A 17878-nucleotide genomic window follows, 5' to 3' on the forward strand; every position below is an offset into this window, starting at 1 on the left:
CTGCGATGGGGGTCGAGATCGGGTCACCCCCATGCTCACAAGGGGGACTCACATGATCAGGTCGGCACCATGGACGCTGCTGCACGCCCACCGGCGAGCACTGGCCGCCACCGCGATGACCGCAGTCGGTGCGCTCGTCACGGCTGCGGCGGCCCCAGGGCTGGCAACGGCCGGGACCGGGATCGCCACGGCTGACACGACGGCAGGGCAGCGCGTCCTCCAGTCGGTCCAGGTCGACATGGCCCCGGACGGGACCTTCACCGCGGTCAAGGGGACGACGGTCTCGACCAACGGGGGCTCCGACGACGCCACGTCGAGCAGCAAGTCCTACTCCCCGCAGGACGCCGTCTCTGACCTGCCGGTGCGTGTCCTCACGGCGTACCGCACCGAGGACGGCACGGGCACCGACCTCTCGGACCTCTCCGGCTACACCGGGCGCGTCGAGATCGACCTGACGGTGCAGAACCTCACCATCCAGCCGCAGAACCTGAGCTACGACGTCGACGGGAGCTCGCGCTCCCAGGCGGCCCTCGTCGGCGCCCCGCTGACCGTGGTCGCCTCGACGGCCCTCGACGGCATCGACGCGTCGTCGGTCGTGACCCCCGACTCGGCGAACCACGACGCGGCGACCAACGGCGTGCTCAGCCAGAGCCTCGACGGCACCACCCAGGTCCAGTGGGCCACCATCCTCGCGCCGCCGCAGATCGGCCCGAGCGCGACGCTGAAGCTGGTGCTCGATGCCAAGGACTTCAAGGCCCCGGCCTTCGACCTCAGCGTCCAGCCCGGTCTCGTCACCGACCCGTCCGTCGGCGCGCTCGTCGACGCCGCCTTCCAGCCCGGCAGCTCCTCGGAGCTGAAGCTGCAGGCTCGCACGATCGGCCTCGTCGGCGAGGTCAACACCGTGCTCGCCCGCGCCGGCGAGACCATCTCGAAGGTCCGCACCACCCTCGACTCCTCGGCCGACACCCTCGGCACCAAGCCGCGTCTGACCTGCAGGCCAGCGCCACCGGGGTGGCGGCGTCGATGAAGGGCCTCGACGGCTCGGTCAAGTCGCTGGGCCAGGACCTGTCCACCTCACTGGAGTCGACCCGGTCCGCGGCCGTGCAGCAGCTCCTCCAGACGGTGGACGCGCTCGACCAGATGCTGGGCGACACCTCGGTCAAGCCGCAGCCGGCCACGGTCAGGGGCGAGGGCTGCGACACCACCGTGGCTCCGCCGCAGAACGCCTCGAGCGTCTACGGCAACCTGATCCAGGTCGCCGGCCAGCTCGACGGCTACGCCAAGGCCACGGGCGCCTGCAAGACCGCCCTCCAGGCCTCGATCCTGAAGAGCGTGGGCCCCGAGAACCCCACCGCGAAGAGCTGCGTCGACAGCGAGTCGGTGACCTGTGCACTCCTGGGGGCGCGCACGAGCTTCAGTGACATCGCCACCAAGCTGGTGACCGACGGCGATGCTGCCCTCTCCGCGCTCGACCCGATGAAGATCGACGACGCCGTCGCGGCCAGCGACGCGCTCTCGGCCGAGGTCGACACCGTCACGACCGCGACGCAGAGCCTGGTGTCCGCGACGCCGTACAACCGCATCCACCTGAAGCTCCACGACCTGCAGAGCGCGCTGGACAGCGTCAAGGCGACCTCCGGGAACCTCGGCACCGTCCTGGGCGGGATCCACGACAACGCGGTGGCCGCGCAGGGTCGCGTCGGCACCATGACCAGCCAGAACGTCGCGCTGGCGGCCCAGCTGTGCAACATGGTCGGCGACGGCTCCCAGCCGGACACCCTCTCCCCGCAGAAGGTCGACGAGCTGCGCTCCTACCTGGTTCCGACGTCGTGCCCCGACGCGAACGGCAACACCCACCCCATCGGCGGCGCGACCACCCCCATGTCGGCCCTGATCGACGAGCAGGGCCAGGCGTGGGCCGCTGTCGCGGCAGCCAGCGACGACCAGGCGACCGCCTCGCTCACCTCATCGGTCACGGGCGTTCAGGACCAGATCGACCTGCTCCGCGTCGGCGTCGACGACGACTCGCGCGACACTCGCACGTCCGTCGGCACCCTCGACGGTGCCGTGAAGGACCTGCAGAAGGCACGCGCGGCCGTCAAGGAGCGCATCGCCAACGTCAAGGAGCAGCAGGCGGCTGCCATCGCGGGCGTGAAGGACGCGCTGAAGGCCGCCGCGGACGACGCCACGACCCAGGTCGCCGGCACGGTCGACCCGCAGATCCGCCAGGTCACCAAGAACTCCGAGGACAGCCGTGAGGCGCTCGGCCGGATGTTCGACAAGTCGGCCTCGGGGCTGGCCTCGTCCGCAGGGTCGATCGCGTCGAACGGTGCGAAGACGCTGAACGAGCAGAAGGCGAGCTTCGCCCGCGAGCAGCAGGCGGCGGGCGCCCAGATCACGGCGCAGGTCCAGGACGGCCTCGCCTCGATCTCGCAGGGCGTGTCGTCCTCGACGCGCGACATGGAGGCCGCCGGCGCGCTGCTGACCCAGGACCTCAACCGGGTGCTGCTCGACCTCGGCAGCCGCAAGGTCCACGGCTCCGGCCTGCTCGGTGCGATGACCACCGGGGCGGCCACCGCCCGGTCGGCCGATTACCAGCTGGCGCTGGCCACGGACAAGACGACGTCCTACGCCAACGTCCGCAGCGCCGACATCGGCGGCATCCTCCTGCGCCAGGCGCAGAGCGACGCGGCGCTGAAGATGGAGGCCGAGCTCCCCGCCTTCGGGATGGACCTGCCCAGCGGCACCGCGCACCGGACCGTCTACACCTTCCACATCGGAGGCGCCTCGTGACCCGCCCCGGCGTCCGTCTGCCCGTCGCCGGACTGGCCACCCTGGCCCTGGCCGCGGGCCTGACGGCCTGCTCGTCCTCGGCCTCCGAGGAGGCGCAGGGTGCGCCCGCCCGACCCGCCCCCGTGGCGCTCGACGCGGTGCAGGCACCCGACGAGGTGAAGGTCGGCGTCCTGGTCAGCCTGACCTCTGCCCCCGGCGAGGGCTCGGACTGGAGCAAGGCCGCCGAGGGTGCCCGGGTCGCGGCGTACCGCTTCGGCCTGGGCGACGTCTCCGTGACCCTGCGTCCGATGGACGACAAGGGCACCTCGAAGGGGGCTGCGGCCGCGGTCCAGCGGCTCGCCTCCGACGGGGTCTCGGGCATCGTCGTCGCCAGCGAGGGCGACCACGTCCGGGCGGCGGTGGACGCCGCCTCGAAGGCCGGCATCCCCGTGCTGCTGCCCTACGAGACCGACGCGGCCGGCCTGCCCGACCACGCCTGGGTCACCGGCCCGGACCGTGCGCAGGTCGCCTCCGCGCTCACCTCGGCGCTCTCGGACCGCGGCGTGAGCCGACCGGCCCTGGTCGACGCCGGCGGGGGCAAGCCGGACGGCATGTCACCGTCCGCCTCCTACCGGTTCCACGCCGGTGACGACCCGACGAAGCTGGCCGACGCGATCGCGAAGCAGGCCGGCGCGGGCAAGGGGCCCGACTCGGTGCTCGTCTCGGGTCCGGCGCAGCTCCAGGCGACGGTGGTGCAGGCCCTGCAGGGTGCGAACGTCACCCTCCCGGTCTTCCTCACCCCCGACGCCCTGAGCCCGGCCTTCGCCACCACCCTCGCGGGGCTGGACGGGACGCTCTCCGGCAGCCTCACCACCGTCGGTCCGGACGCGGGCGACGTCGCGGCCATGGGCTCCGGTGACGACGGCCAGGCGCTGTCGGCGTACTTCGCGGCGCTGCGCGCGACCGCGGGGGACAGCAAGGTCACCGACTTCTTCGACGGGCAGCCGTTCGCCACCGTGAGCGACGACGCCGACACCAGGAGCCACGACGCGGTCGTCGCCCTGGTCGCCGCCGCGGCGAAGGCCGGCAGCGTGGATCCGGCGGACGTGGCCGACGCCCTCGCGGGGCTCCAGGTGACCCATGCCGACGGACTGGCCGGCCCGAGCCTGGACTTCAGCTCGCCCGACGCGCTCGCCGACGACGAGGTGGCCGTCCTGCAGGCCTCGACGCAGAGCCCCGGGCTGCGCCCGGTCGCCGCGACGCCGGGGCCACCGGCTCCGCAGCTGTTCTGGTTCACGGCGCCCAGCAGCTGAGCGGCCCACGCGACGGGTAGCGTGCCCGTCTGGTCGGGTCTCGCCGGACCGTATCGAAGCGACGAGAGAAGGAGACGGCCGTGCGGCTCGTCATCGACGTGGACGACAACCCGTGCGAGGTCGAGGTCGCGCAGTTCGCCGAGGTCGCGACGCTGGGTGACCTCGTCACGGCCGCGGTCGGCGTCACGCTCGCGGACGACGAGACCCTGTGGGTCGACCAGCGCCGGCACGAGGCCGGTGAGCAGCTACGGGCGGTCACCCTGCTCGAGGGGTCACGGGTGGGTCGGGAGAGCCTGGTCCGTCCCGAGCCGGTGCGCGGCTGGTCGGCCACCGTCTCCGGCGGCCTCCACGCCGGGCGCACCGTTGCGGTGCCCGCGTCCCGCCCGCTCGCGGTGGGCCGCTCGCCGCAGGCCGACCTGACCCTCGACTCCCCGAGCGCCTCGTGGAGCCACGTGACGGTCGAGCGGGAGGAGGAGGGTGTCCGGGTCAAGGACGCCGGGTCCACCAACGGCACCCTCGTCGACGGCGTGGAGGTCCCTGAAGAGGGCGTCCTCGTCACCGACGAGGCGGTCGTCCTCGCGGGCGGTACGTCGATCACGCTGCGCCGCGACCTCGCCGAGACGCCCGCACCCGCACCCGGCTCGCTGCACAACCTGACCCCCGCCGGCACCGCGCCCTTCAACCGGCCGCCGCGCCCCGGGCGACCGCCGGGGCCGGAGTCCATCCAGCCGCCCGTGCGCAAGGACCCGCCGCCGCCCTCCCGCTTCAGCCTCGCGACGATCGTCGGTCCGCTCGTGCTGGCCGCGGTCATGGTCGTGGTGATGCACAGCGCCCAGTACGCCCTGCTCGCCGCCCTGAGCCCGGTCCTCGGCGTCGGCACGTGGTGGGAGCAGAAGCGCCGCCGCAAGCAGGACATGGCCGAGGAGGACGTGCGCTTCGCCAACGCCCAGGACACCCTGCGCGACGACCTCGGGGAGGCGGCGGCCGCCGAGCGGGCCCGTCGGCGCGACGACGTACCGGACCCGGCGACCGCGCTGCGCCGTGCCGCGCTGCCGACGACCCGGCTGTGGCAGCGACGCCCCGGCGCAGCCGACTTCCTGGCGCTGCACGCCGGCGTCGGCGACGTGCCGTGGACCCCGCCGGTGGAGAGCCAGTCCGGCGCCCGGCTCGACGGCGCCGTCAAGGAGATCATCGCGTCCGCGCACATGCCCTCCGCGCCGGTCGAGGTCGACCTCACCGGCGCCGGCGTCGTCGGCATCGTCGGCGAGCGTGAGGGCGCCCTGGCGGTGGCCAGGAGCCTCGTCTGCCAGGCCGCCGTCCACTGCGGCCCGGCCGACCTGACCGTGGGCGTCTTCTGCGACCCCGGCCGCGACGAGGCCTGGTCGTGGACGACGTGGCTGCCGCACGTCCGGCGCCTCGGCGACGGCTCCAACGGCCAGTGGGTGTCGGCCACCCGGGCCCGCAGCGAGGGACTGCTGCGCGGCCTTCGCGACGGCATCGACGGGCACCCGACGCCGGCGGTGCTGCTGGTCCTGGACTCCGACGTGCTCACCGAGGGTCGCGACGCCCCGGCGCGCAGCCTGCTCGGCCACGGCCGCCCGCTGGGCGAGTCGTCGCTCTCCAAGCCGGTGACCCGGGTCTCCGGCATCGTGATCGCCGCCAACGAGGAGCAGCTGCCGGCAGCGTGCACGGTGATCGTGCGGGTCCGCAACGACGCCGAGGGCACCGTGACCCGCCCCGACGACCTCACGACCGTCGACGACGTCGTGCTGGCCGGGCTCGACGTCGACACGGCGCGTCGCTGCGCCACCGACCTGGCCCGCTTCGACGACCCGGAGCTGATCGTCCCCGGGGCGGCGCTGCCGGGCCTGGTCCGCCTGCCCGGGCTCCTGGGCATCGACGAGATGACGCCCGAGGCGATCCGCAAGAGCTGGTCCTCGGCCACCGGCATCTCCACGCCCGTGGGCGTGGGGGAGCACGGGGCCTTCGCGCTCGACCTCGTGCGGGACGGGCCGCACGGCCTCGTCGGCGGCACCACCGGCTCCGGCAAGAGCGAGTTCCTGCGGTCCCTGGTCGCCGGCCTCGCGGCCCGCAACGACCCCACGCGGCTGACCTTCATCCTCATCGACTTCAAGGGCGGGGCGGCGTTCGCGACCTGCGAGCGGCTGCCGCACACGATCGGCACGGTCAGCAACCTCGACGAGCAGCTCGCCGACCGCGCCCTGCGGGCGCTCGAGGCCGAGATGGACTACCGCCAGCGGGTCTTCGCCGCGGCGGGCGAGGGGATCGACAACCTCGACGCCTACCTGGCGACCAATCCCGAGGTGCCGATGCCGCGCCTGCTGCTCGTGGTCGACGAGTTCGCGATGCTGGCGAAGGAGTACCCCGACGTCCTGTCGTCGCTGGTCAGCGTCGCTGCGGTCGGACGGACCCTCGGCGTGCACATGATCCTGGCGACCCAACGGCCGGCCGGAGTCGTCAACGAGGACATCCTCGCCAACACCAACCTCCGGGTCGCGCTGCGCGTGCAGAGCCGCGACGACTCGGTCAACGTCGTCGGCGTGCCCGCGGCCGCGGCCATCGGGCGCACCCAGATGGGCCGCGCGTTCGTGAAGCTCGGCCAGGACGACATCACCCCGGTGCAGACCGCGCTGGTGACCGGGCGCTCGGAAGCCCAGTCGTCGCTGCTCGTCGACCTCCACCCGGTCGTCTTCGGGCAGGACGCCCAGCGGCGCGCGGCCGTCGTCGACGATGACGCCCCTGCCGACCTCGACCTCCTCATCGACGCGATCGTGGCGGCCAACGACGACGCGGGCTACGCCCCGCCGAGGCCCGTCTGGCCCGAGCCGCTCGGCGAGCGGGTGGCGCTGGCCGCGACGTCCGAAGCATCAAGCAACGAGCAGCCATCGGTCGGCCGGGTCGCCGGCTCGACGATCCAGGTCGCACTCGCGGACGACCCCGACCGGCAGCGGCAGATCCCCGCCGGCTGGGACCTCGAGCGAGGCAACCTGCTGCTGATGGGCATCCCCGGGAGCGGCACCAGCACCACCTTGGCCAGCCTCGCCCTGACCCTGGCGGCGGAGCACCCCCCCGAGGACCTCGACCTGCTGGTCCTCGACCTCGGGTCCCGCGACCTCGCACCGCTGACCGGGCTGCCGCACACCGCGGCGTACGTCGGCTCCGGCTCGGCCTCCCGCGAACAGCAGGTTCGGCTGCTGAAGTACCTGCGCGCCGAGCTCGACCGGCGCCGGGCCGACCCCGGCCCGCACCGGGAGACCGTGGTCCTCATCGACGGCCTGGCGACGCTCAAGGACGAGTACGACGACTTCGAGGGCATCAAGCTCCTCGAGGGCCTCTACCGGGCCTGGTCCGACGGGCCCGAGGTGGGGCTGTGGTGCGCGGCGACGACCACGCGCGCGAAGGCGGTGCCGTCGGCGATCGACGAGGTGACCACGCAGAAGTGGCTCTTCCGGTTGGCCGACGCCTACGACTACGCGGCCGCCGGGGTGCCGGCCAAGTTCGCGCCGGCGGCGGTCGCCGGGCGCTGCGTGCTGGCCGAGACCCGGCTGCAGGCGCACGTCGCGACACCGTCGACCTCGCTCACCGAGGCGGTCTCGCAGGTGGCGGACCGTTGGGGACCGTTGCAGCCGAAGGCGACCGTGGTCGGCCAGCTGCCGGAGTCCGTGACGGTGGCCGAGCTGGGCGTCGACGCCCAGGTGGCGGGGGAGCCGTGGCGGATCCCGGTCGGCATTCGCGAGTCCGACCTGGCGCCTGCCGTGCTCGAGACCTACGACGGGGAGCACGTGCTGGTGGCCGGCCCCGGCCCGCTCGGGCAGGTCCACGCTGCTGATCGCCATGGCCGAGACCCTGCGCGCGGGGGCCGCCGCCGACGGCGTGGACCTGGCCGTCTGGGGCGTCGGTGGCCGCCGCTCACCGCTCGGCGAGGCGGGACTCGACCGCTGCGTCATCGGTGACGACGGGCTGGCTGCCCTGCTGGCCTCCGCCCGCGTGCACCGCGGTCGGCTGGTGCTGCTGGTCGACGACGCGGAGCAGTTCGAGGACTCCGACCAGGCCTTCACCGGTCTGCTGGCGTCCCGGACCACCGACCTGAAGGTGATCGCGTCCGGCCGCTCCGACGACCTGCGTGGGCTCTACAGCCACTGGACCAGGACGGTCCGCAAGTCACGCAGCGGGGTGCTGCTCCAGCCCAACATCGACTACGACGGCGAGCTGCTCGGGGTCACCCTGCCGCGCCGCGCACCGGTGGCGCTGACGGTCGGGCGTGGGTACGTCGTCGCCGGCGGCAACATGGAGTTCCTGCAGGCCGCCGGTCCGAAGACGCCGGTGGGCTGAGCGGCCCCGGTCGCGCAGCCCTTCAGGCGTCGCCCGGGAACAAGGTCGCCCATGGCCCGACGCCACCGTCCCATGCCCGGTCGGCAGCCTGGATGACCGTCGGCGCCTCGTCCCAGCCGAGGTACGGCTCGATCAGCGGGCGGGGCGTGCGGGTCGTCTTCGTCCACGTGGGCGAGCTCGCGCCCACTTCGGTGAACTCGACCTCGTAGTTGTGACGCCAGCCGAGCAGGCCGCTGTCCGGCAGCCGCCGCACGCGGATCCTGGGCCAGCCGAGGTCTCCGGCACTTGTCATCAGTGGGGCACGCCTCCACTCAGGTCGAAGGAGCTCTGGATGTCGGGACCGGCCTGTGAGTAGTGCGGGTAGCTCGCCACCTGGTTGAGCTCCATGTTGTAGAAGTCGCTGGGCGGCAGAGAGCCCGGCCCTCCGACGTCGAAGAGGTTCTTGCCCTCCATCATCTGGTAGTTGATCCACTTCTTGTTGACCCAGACATCGACCTTCTGCTGCAACCCGGGCACGCGCTCCAACCCGTCGTGGAGGAACGTCGGGGTCCCGTTGTAGTAACCACCGCCGTGTGCTTCCGCGTAGGGGATGACCCGCGATCCCATGATCCGTCCCATGACCATGGTGTCCGACGAGGGGTTCGTGGTCAGCGTCCCCATGACGCGTCCGCCGATCGCGTGGCCCGCTGCGCCGCCGCCCGCACCGAACACCGTTCCTGTTCCTGCGCCGATGGCCGTGGCCTGCAGGAGGCCGCCGGCTGTGTGGGGGCCGGGCCCGCTCGCGTAGGAATAGCCGCCCTGGATGCCTCCGCTGATGCCACCCGAGGACATCCCGGCCACCACCGCCGCGCGGGTGCCCGTCAGGCCTGCCCGAGCGGCGATGCCGGCCCCGCCGAAGCCGCCCAGGGCGCCGCTGATGCCGACCTGGACCCAGTCGACGTGGCCGGTGGTGGCTTTCTGGATGATGGTGTCGGCGCCGGCGCTGACGAGCATCATGCCGGCGGGTCCGCCGACGCCGGTGGCGATGAGGACGCCGCCGGCGATGACCATGGCGCCGCCGGCGACGTACTCCCAGTTGTCGTGGAGCCAGTCGCCGGCGGCGTGGAGTGCGCCTTGGTGGGCGGCGGCGTAGGCCTTGAGCTCGGCGTCGGTGACGGGGCGCAGGCCGAGTGGGTCGAGGGCGTGGAGGGGGTCGTTGCCGGCGTAGGAGTAGGGGTTGCCGGCCCAGCCGGCGCCGGGGACGGGGTCGAGGGGGTCGACGGAGAGGAAGCCGCGGGTGGTGGGGTCGTAGACGCGGGCGCCGAGCCATTCCAGGCCGCCGACGGTGAGCTCTCCGGCGGCGCCGATGGCGAGGGTGCCGGGGAGGTCGGTGGCGGCGCCGACGGTCCACGGGTCCGCGGCTGCGCCGTCGGTGGACCGGGCGGTGCGCCAGCCCGGGGCGGTCCACGAGGAGCCGATCCCGGTGACGGGGCCGGCGGCCAGGACGGAGACGTCGCCGGCCTGGACGGGGGTGGCGCCGTAGGCAGCGGCGGTGTCCCAAAACACCTCGGTGCCGTCGACGTCCTCGAGCTCGGCGAGGGCGTCCACGTGCAGGGCCGTACGTCGGGTGCCGCGGGCGTCACGGTCGGTGACCGACCCGAGCCAGCCGGTGGGGCTCCACTCCAGCTCGCGAGACGTTCCGTCGTCGCCGTCGACGCGGGTGCGCCGGCCGAGGGGGTCGTAGGTGTAGGCCAGGGTCTGTCCGCCAGCGCCGGTGCTCGACACCAGCTGCCCGGCGGCGTCGTAGGTGTGCTCGGTTGTGGTGGCGTCCGAGGACTCGCTGACCAGGCGGCCGGCGGTGTCGTAGCGCCATCGGACGGCCGCACCGCCGCTGCGGGCCTCGATGAGCTGGCAGGCCTCGTCGTAGGCGTAGGACGTGGTGACGCCGTCGCGGTCGACACGCAGCACCCGGCCGACGTCGTCGCGGTCGATGGTGGTGCGGGTGAACCCGTCGCTGTCGCCCACGGTGTGGGCGACGACCCAGCCCTCGCGGTGCTCCCAGGTCTGGATGACGCCGTCGGCGGTGGCGCCGACCAGGCGGCCGGACGCGTCGCGCTCGAAGGCGGCGCGGCCCAGCAGCGGGTGGTCCAACGCGCTCAGGCGTCCGGCGGCATCCCACGTGTACGTCGTGCGGGTGCCGTCGGGGGTGGTCATGGCGGTGCGGCGGCCGTCGGCGTCGTACTCCCACGAGACGGCTCGGCCGTCCGGGCTCGGCGGACCAGCTGCCCACGGGGGTTCCACTCCAGGACGTGCTCGCGGGCGGGGCTTCCCGTCCGGGTGTGGTCGGAGATGATCACCCGACGCGCCCGGATGTTTCGCTCGATCGAGGAGACGACGGCGCCGTCGACGCTGACCGACTCGACACGGCCGGAGGTGTCGAAGGCCCACGTCGTGGTGCGACCGGTCGCATCGGTCTGCGAGGTCTGGCGCCCGGCCGGTCGTAGCCGGCGCGGGTCGTCCGGCCGAGGGGTCGGTCTCGGCGACCACGTGGTTCCGGGCGTCGTACTCGCGCCGGTGGCGCCGCCGAGCGGGTCGGTGATGGTGGTGACCCGGCCGTTGTCGTCGTAGTCGTAGCGGGTGGTGCCGCCGTTGGCGTTGGTGACCTCGACGAGCTGGCCGGCGGCGTCGTAGCGGAACTGCGTCGGCCGTACCAGGTGTCGCTGGACTCCTTGAGGCGTCCCGCGGGGTCGTAGGCGTAGCGGGCGGTGCCCGAGCCGGGCTGGTGGTGGGCGGTGACCCGGCCGCAGGGGTCGTACTCGGTCCAGGCGGTCTCGCCGGTGGGCAGGGTCTGGCGGACCAGCCGGCCGTCGCGTCATAGGTGTTGGTGGTGCGAGCACCGGTGGCGTCGACGACGGCGGCGAGCCGGCCGCAGGCGTCGTACTCGTGGCGGACGGTCGCGCCCGAGGGGCGGATCACCTCGACGACACGACCGGCGGCGTCGCGACGCACGGTCGTCAGGGCCCCCGTGGCGTCGACGTGCTCGACCGGGCGGCCGCAGCGGTCGTAGGTGATCAGCGACTCCGCACCGTCGGCCTGCTCGGAGGCGATCAGGCGACCGAGGCGGTCGAAGCGGGTGGCCGCGCTCGACAGCCCGTCCTCGGCCCGGGCCGTCCGAGCGACCGGTCGGCGGCGAGGGTACGGCGCAGCCCGGTCGGGTCGGTGGTCGCGACGACGTGGCCGTTCTCGTCGTGGTCCTGCGTCCAGGTGGCGCCGTCGGGGTGGTGGTGGCGGTCAGGCGGGAGGGGCGTCGTGGGTGAAGCGCCAGGTGGTGCCGTCGGGGAGCTCGACGGTGGCGAGGTTGCCGAGGTCGTCGAGGTGGCGGGTGATGGATCGGCCCAGCGGGTCGATGGTGCGGGTCTCGTGGCCGTGGGTGCCGTGTTCGATCTCGGTGCGGGCGCCGGTGGGGGTCGGTGGTGGCGGCGAGGCGGCCGGCGGTGGTGTGCTCGTAGCGCCAGGTTGCGCCGTCGGGGTCGCGGCGGGAGGCGAGCAGGCCGGTGACCGGGTCGTAGGTGTAGGTGGTGCGGTGCCCGGAGGGGGTGATCGCGGCGACCACGCGGCCGGTGTGGTCGCGCTCGAGCCGTGCGGTGTTGCCCTCGGCGTCGGTGGTTGCGACCAGGTCGCCGTGGGCGTCGTGGGTGAACCGGACGGTCACGCCGGTGGGGTCGACGACGCGGGTGAGCAGGCCGTCGGTCCAGGTCAGCTCGGTGCGGCCGCCCTCTGGGTCCACGATGACCGCCGGGTGCCGGCCGCGGTGTCGCCCTCCGGATAGGCGTACTCGGTGACCGCGCCGGCCTCGGCGACGACCGTGGTCAGCCGGTCGGCGTCGTCGTAGCCGAAGGTCAGGTCCGCCCCCGTCGGGGTGACGGTGTGGGTGCGCCTGCCACGGCGTCGTACTTGTGGATGGTGGTGGCGCCGTCGCGTTCGGTGATGAGGACGGGGTTGCCGTGGGTGTCGTAGCTGGTGGACTGGCGGTGTTCGTGGGCGTCGACGATGCCGATGAGGCGGCCCTGGGGGTCGTGGAGCCAGGTGTTGGAGCGGGTGCCGTCGGTGTCGGAGACGACGGTGACGCGGCCGGGGAGGTAGGCGTAGCGGGTGGTGCGGCCGAAGGGGGAGCGTTGGGTGGTGACGCGGGCGTGCTGGTCGTAGGTGTTCTCGACCTCGACCACGCCGTCGGCGTCGATGACGGCGGTGACCGGGCCGGCGTCGTTCCAGTGGTAGCTGCGGGTGCCCAGCGGGCCGGTGGCCCCGGTCAGGCGTCCGGCGTCGTCGTAGGAGTAGGAGATGCGGCGACCGTCCGAGCGACCGCGGCCACCACCCGGTCGTCGTGCCACTCCAGGTCGATCGAGCGGCCTCGCTCGTGCTCCACCCGGATCAGGCGTCCCTCGTCGCGGACGAACTGGAGCGTGGCACCGGGGGAGGTGCACTGCCCGGTGAGGCTGCCGTCGTGGGCGTAGTCCCACCGGCGGCCGTCGTTGGAGGTGACGCGGTAGCCGTCGTCCGTGCGGCTCAGCCAGCTGTTCTGGCCGGTGGCGCGGTCCCAGCCGTTGCCGAGGCGGGGGAAGAGGGTGACGCGGCCGTCGGGGTGGGTGAGGCGGGCGGCGTCGTCGGTGAGGTCGAGGCGGGCCTCGGTGATGGAGGACCAGCCGGGGCCGAAGGCGCCGGTGTCGGGGTTGAAGGAGTTGTAGGTGCGGGTCAGGCGAGGTGGCTGGTGGCGTCGGTGAAGGCGAGGTCGGACTCGTTCTCCAGGAAGTTGCCGGTGGCGTGTTGACCGGGTCGTCGGCGTAGCCGGTGGTGGGTGGGTTGCCGTAGGCGGTGGGCGGGTCGATGACGATGTCGTCGCGGGTGGCGTCCACGCCGGCGGCGCGCAGCGCGGCCAGGATCGCGGAGTTGGCCAGGGTGGAGACCGCACCGGAGCCGCCGGCCTTCTCGAACGCCGCGGCCACGGTGTCGGCCCAGCGGACGTCCTCGTCGTTGGCGGCGAGGTACTTGTCGAAGCCGGTGAACACGCCCTCGGCCGCGAGGGTGCCCCAGCGGCAGGAGGCCTGGAAGTCGTGGTAGGCCGAGCGCAGCGTGCCGGGCTTGGAGCGCAGGACGTCGTTGGCGCCGCGGGAGCCGGTGGCGAAGCTGCGCAGGTCCTCGGGCCGGGCCGAGGACGTGCCCCCGCCGCCACCCCCACCGGTGCCGGGGGCGGGGGTCTGCCGGTGTCCGGACTGGGGCGGGGAGACCGGGATGTGCACCGGTTCGGCCGGTGGGCCGACCGGGGGTGCGTCCTCGCCGAAGACCGAGTCCCCAGCCCTTCTCCAGCAGGTTGCGGTCGTCGTGCTCCTTCTTCCAGGCGCGGGCGACCTCGGGCGCTGCTGCTCCTTGGCGGCCTCCTCCTTGAGCCGGCGCGCGCCGGTGGCGACCTCACGCAGCCGGGCGGAGAGCTCGGCGGCATCGGCCCGGGCGGTGGACTGGTTGTCGCGGAACAGGTCCGCGAAGTGTCCCCTGAAGTCCTTCGCGGCGGTGGCCTGCCACGAGGCCCGCGATCCCGACTGCCCCGAGACCGTCGAGGCCGCACCGTCACACACCGCGATCAACCGATCGGCCACCCCGTTGTCGAACGGGACATCCTCCTCGATCGCCCCCAGATCACCCACGAGACTTCCCCCTTGTGTTCACCGCTGTGTTCACGGCTGTGTTCACCGCTGCCGGCCCTGGTGCACGCGCGTCACCACACCGACCACCCACCCGCACGGGTGGGTGATCAGTGAAGAGACACCCGGCTCAGGCGCCGCCGCCGGCGCTGAAGATGTTCTGCGAGATCTGGTTCAGCTGGCCCCGCAGGTCCTCCAGCTCGGCCTTGGCCTTCTCCAGCGCGGCCCGGGTCTCGGGCCAGGTCGAGCCCCGGAACTTCTCGGCCAACGGCCCGTCCCACATTCGGGTCCGACAGGGTGCGGCCCTGGGAGTCCAGCTGGCTGATCTGGTCGGTGAAACCACCGTTGATGATCGCCTGCATCTGCTGGATCGACGACTTCGCCTGCTCGGTGGAAAGAACTCGAGACATCTGAATCCCCCTCATCGGCCCCGGAGGGCCGGGACTGTGCACGGATGAAAAATGGGTCAACCGATCAGGGGACTACCCGAGCAGCCACCCCGCAAACTACCGCAGGCCTGCCCGATCCGGCACTGACGCGTCCGAAGTCAGCGGGCGGGCCGCTGCTGGCTCCGGTAGAGCAGTCGCAGGAGCACGATGGCGCCGAGCAGCAACGACATGAACCACGCGTACAACAGGTAGGTGTCCGACGCGAAGGCCGACAGCACGACGATGCCGGCGAAGGCCGCTACAGTAGCAGGATCCAGCGTGGCCGCGGCGGCAGCAGGTACCCGAGCACGGGCAGTGCCGCACCGACCACGAAGGTTCCCACCACCGCCAGCGGGCTGCTGCCCCTGACCAGCGGCAGCACCAGACCGAGGCCGATGGCGGCGGCAGAAAGCAGCACGTCCATGACGGGTTCGGGGCGGCGACGCGTTCGGCGGGACGGTTGCGCGTCGCCTTCTCGTGAGGAGTCGTCACCACGCGACCCTAGGGCATCACAGTCAGGTCCGCGGTGCCGCCGATGGCGGCACCCGTGAACGCCGAGCCGTACAGCGCCTGGGTGTTCACGGCGCCGAGGTTCATGACACCGCCGCCGGTGCGCGTCCCGAAGTACGACATCTGGCTCAGGGTCGTCTGACCACGCCCGGGGAAGAAGTGGCCGCCGACGTAGCCACCGCCCGCATTGACGGTGCCGGACAACGCAGCACCGGAGAGGCTCACCGGCTGACCCGCGACGGTGCTCGCCACGACGGATCCGCCGAAGCCGCCGGCGAAGTTGATGCCCCCGGTGACGCTGGTCGCCAGGAGGCCGGTGGCCTTCTGGCCGAGCTGCCTGGCGATGGTGCCGCCCATGGGCCCGGCCGCCCCGCCGATCGCCCCACCGACACCGCCGCCGGCCGCAGCACCCAGGCGCCCTGCACCGACAGGTGGTCGTGGTTCTTGATCAGGTACGTCGCCTCGCTGGCCGCTCGCGCCGACGCCGGCGTTGACGAGCATCGTGGTGCGCAGGGCAGCCGTCCCGGCCGTGCTGGCCCTGCTCGCCCACATGCCCGCGGCGCCGCCCACGGCACCCAGGGCGCCGCTCACCGCGACCTCGCCCCAGTTGACGTGGCCGGTGGTGGCCTTCTGGATGATGGTGTCGGCGCCTGCGGAGACGAGCATCATGCCGGCGGGTCCGCCGACGCCGGTGGCGATGAGGACGCCGCCGGCGATGACCATGGCGCCGCCGGCGACGTACTCCCAGTTGTCGTGGAGCCAGTCGCCGGCGGCGTGGAGTGCGCCTTGGTGGGGCGGCGGCGTAGGCCTTGAGCTCGGCGTCGGTGACGGGGCGCAGGCCGAGTGGGTCGAGGGCGTGGAGGGGGTCGTTGCCGGCGTAGGAGTAGGGGTTGCCGGCCCAGCCGGCGCCGGGACGGGGTCGAGGGGGTCGACGGAGAGGAAGCCGCGGGTGGTGGGGTCGTAGACGCGGGCGCCGAGCCATTCCAGGCCGCCGACGGTGAGCTCTCCGGCGGCGCCGATGGCGAGGGTGCCGGGGAGGTCGGTGGCGGCGCCGACGGTCCACGGGTCCGCGGCTGCGCCGTCCGCGGACCGGGCGGTGCGCCAGCCCGGGGCGGTCCAGGCCGAGCCGATCCCGGTGACCGGGCCGGCCGCCAGCACCGACACTGGGCCGGCCTGCACGGGGGTGGCGCCGTAGGCAGCGGCGGAGTCCCAGAACACCTCGGTGTCGTCGAGGTGTGCCAGCTCGCCCAGGGCGTCCACGTGCACGGCGGTGCGCCGGGTGCCGCGGGCGTCGGACTCGGTGAACGCGCCAGCCAGCCGGTCGGGCCCCACTCGAGCTCGCGCGACGAGCCGTCCGCGTTGTCCACCCGGGTGCGCCGCCCCAGCCGGTCGTAGCCGTAGGTCAGCGCGCGACCGTCCGTCGCGGTGCTGGTGACGAGCTGGCCCGCCTCGTCGTAGGTGTGCTCGATGCTGGTGGTGTCCGTTGACTCGGCCACGAGCCGGCCTGCGGCGTCGTAGCGCCACCGAGTGGTCGAGCTGCCGGTGTGGGCCTCGATGAGCTGGCGGGCCTCGTCGTAGGCGTAGCCGGTGGTGGCACCGTCGCGGTCGACGCGGACCACGCGGCCCTCGTCGTCGCGGTCGATGGTGGTGCGGGTGAACCCGTCGCTGTCGCCCACGGTGTGGGCGACGACCCAGCCGTCGCGGTGCTCCCAGGTCTGGATGATCCCGTCGGCGGTGGCGCCGACCAGGCGGCCGGAGGCGTCGCGCTCGAAGGCGGCGCGGCCCAGCAGCGGGTGGTCCAACGCGCTCAGGCGTCCGGCGGCATCCCACGTGTACGTCGTGCGGGTGCCGTCGGGTGTCGTCATGGCGGTGCGGCGGCCGTCGGCGTCGTACTCCCACGCGACGACCTGTCCGTCGCGGGCGCGGCGGACCAGCTGGCCGCGTCGGTTCCACTCCATCTCGTGCGTGACAGGTCGGTCCGCGACCTGGTCCTCGACCCGCATGCGGCGGGCTCGCAGGTTGCGCTCGATCGAGGAGACGGTGCGGCCGTCGACGGCCATGGTCGCGAGTCGACCGGCGGCGTCGTACGTCCACTCGGTGCGGTGGCCCTCAGGGTCCTCCTGCCACGTCTGCCGGCCGGCTGCGTCGTAGCCCGCCCGGGTGGTGCGACCGAGCGGATCGACCTCGGCGACGCAGCGGTCGATCGCGCTGAACGCCCGTCGGGTCGTGTGGCCCAGTGGATCGGTGACCGCGACCATCCGGCCGTTGCCGTCGTAGTCGTAGCGGGTGGTGCCGCCGTTGCCGTTGGTGACCTCGACGAGCTGGCCGGCGGCGTCGTAGCGGTAGCTGCGTCGGCCGTACCAGGTGTCGCTGGACTCCTTGAGGCGTCCCGCGGGGTCGTAGGCGTAGCGGGCGGTGCCCGAGCCGGGCTGGTGGTGGGCGGTGACTCGGCCGCAGGGGTCGTACTCGGTCCAGGCGGTCTCGCCGGTGGGCAGGGTCTGGCGGACCAGCCGGCCGTCGGCGTCGTAGGTGTTGGTGGTGCGCGTGCCGGTGGCGTCGGTGACGGCGGCGAGCCGGCCGCAGGCGTCGTACTCGCGGGTGGTGGTGGCGCCCGTGGGGAGGTGACGGACACCGGCCGTCCGGCGGCGTCGCGGACGATCCGGGTCAGACTGCCTTCGGCGTCGAGCAGCTCGACCGGCCGTCCGCAACGGTCGTAGGACGCCATGACCGACGAGCCGTCGGCCAGTCCCGCAGACGTGACGCGGCCAAGTGGGTCGAGGCGGGTGGAGACCGGAGAGTCACCGTCGTCGACGGTGACCATGCCGGT

The 17878-nt window shown here is 73.4% G+C and carries 14 protein-coding genes; 5 read left to right on the forward strand and 9 right to left on the reverse strand.

Annotation, left to right across the window (positions count from 1 at the left end; genetic code table 11):
* Positions 1-52: 52 nt before the first annotated feature.
* The 5 genes from H0S67_RS10310 to H0S67_RS24940 all read left to right on the forward strand — a co-directional run bounded on the left by H0S67_RS10310 (position 53) and on the right by H0S67_RS24940 (position 8438).
* Positions 53-1027: a hypothetical protein gene (locus tag H0S67_RS10310; RefSeq protein ID WP_180936501.1), complete on the forward strand. Its 975-nt coding sequence runs from the start codon at positions 53-55 to the stop codon at positions 1025-1027.
* A complete protein-coding gene (locus H0S67_RS10315) occupies positions 1024-2793 on the forward strand; it encodes a hypothetical protein (RefSeq protein WP_180936502.1) in 1770 nt (589 codons plus the stop codon). The genes H0S67_RS10310 and H0S67_RS10315 overlap by 4 nt, the downstream gene beginning before the upstream one ends.
* A complete protein-coding gene (locus H0S67_RS10320; RefSeq protein ID WP_180936503.1) occupies positions 2790-4085 on the forward strand; it encodes an ABC transporter substrate-binding protein in 1296 nt (431 codons plus the stop codon). Before H0S67_RS10315 ends, H0S67_RS10320 begins: the two co-directional genes overlap by 4 nt.
* A gap of 80 nt (positions 4086-4165) precedes the next feature.
* The gene (locus H0S67_RS10325; protein WP_246355275.1) at positions 4166-8059 is read left to right on the forward strand and encodes a type VII secretion EssC family protein; all 3894 of its coding nucleotides are present in this window, start codon (positions 4166-4168) and stop codon (positions 8057-8059) included.
* A complete protein-coding gene (locus H0S67_RS24940) occupies positions 7941-8438 on the forward strand; it encodes a hypothetical protein (protein ID WP_246355460.1) in 498 nt (165 codons plus the stop codon). The genes H0S67_RS10325 and H0S67_RS24940 overlap by 119 nt, the downstream gene beginning before the upstream one ends.
* Before the next feature lie 22 nt (positions 8439-8460).
* On the opposite strand, the gene H0S67_RS10330 is transcribed toward H0S67_RS24940, so the two are convergent.
* The 9 genes from H0S67_RS10330 to H0S67_RS10370 form a co-directional block, all read right to left on the reverse strand.
* Complete coding sequence (locus H0S67_RS10330; protein WP_180936504.1) at positions 8461-8730, reverse strand: hypothetical protein; 270 nt, start codon at positions 8728-8730, stop codon at positions 8461-8463.
* Positions 8730-10631, reverse strand: coding sequence for an RHS repeat-associated core domain-containing protein (locus H0S67_RS10335; protein WP_180936505.1), 1902 nt, complete (start codon positions 10629-10631; stop codon positions 8730-8732). Before H0S67_RS10335 ends, H0S67_RS10330 begins: the two co-directional genes overlap by 1 nt.
* Positions 10628-11293, reverse strand: a complete 666-nt coding sequence (locus H0S67_RS10340) for an RHS repeat domain-containing protein (RefSeq protein WP_180936506.1) — start codon at positions 11291-11293, stop codon at positions 10628-10630. The genes H0S67_RS10335 and H0S67_RS10340 overlap by 4 nt, the downstream gene beginning before the upstream one ends.
* 1023 nt (positions 11294-12316) lie before the next feature.
* Positions 12317-12808 (reverse strand): hypothetical protein, encoded by a 492-nt coding sequence (locus H0S67_RS28070; RefSeq protein ID WP_219635621.1) that lies wholly within the window; start codon positions 12806-12808, stop codon positions 12317-12319.
* Positions 12727-13914 (reverse strand): DUF6531 domain-containing protein, encoded by a 1188-nt coding sequence (locus tag H0S67_RS24945; protein ID WP_425489910.1) that lies wholly within the window; start codon positions 13912-13914, stop codon positions 12727-12729. Before H0S67_RS24945 ends, H0S67_RS28070 begins: the two co-directional genes overlap by 82 nt.
* A 329-nt stretch (positions 13915-14243) precedes the next feature.
* Positions 14244-14381 (reverse strand): hypothetical protein, encoded by a 138-nt coding sequence (locus tag H0S67_RS24950; RefSeq protein WP_246355276.1) that lies wholly within the window; start codon positions 14379-14381, stop codon positions 14244-14246.
* A gap of 419 nt (positions 14382-14800) precedes the next feature.
* Positions 14801-14965, reverse strand: a complete 165-nt coding sequence (locus tag H0S67_RS10360) for a hypothetical protein (protein ID WP_180936509.1) — start codon at positions 14963-14965, stop codon at positions 14801-14803.
* A 77-nt stretch (positions 14966-15042) separates the two neighbouring features.
* Positions 15043-15774, reverse strand: coding sequence for a hypothetical protein (locus H0S67_RS10365; protein ID WP_180936510.1), 732 nt, complete (start codon positions 15772-15774; stop codon positions 15043-15045).
* Positions 15717-17759 (reverse strand): RHS repeat protein, encoded by a 2043-nt coding sequence (locus tag H0S67_RS10370; RefSeq protein WP_180936511.1) that lies wholly within the window; start codon positions 17757-17759, stop codon positions 15717-15719. The genes H0S67_RS10365 and H0S67_RS10370 overlap by 58 nt, the downstream gene beginning before the upstream one ends.
* Positions 17760-17878: the final 119 nt, after the last annotated feature.

The organism is Nocardioides ungokensis (assembly GCF_013466985.1).
GTDB lineage: Bacteria > Actinomycetota > Actinomycetes > Propionibacteriales > Nocardioidaceae > Nocardioides > Nocardioides ungokensis.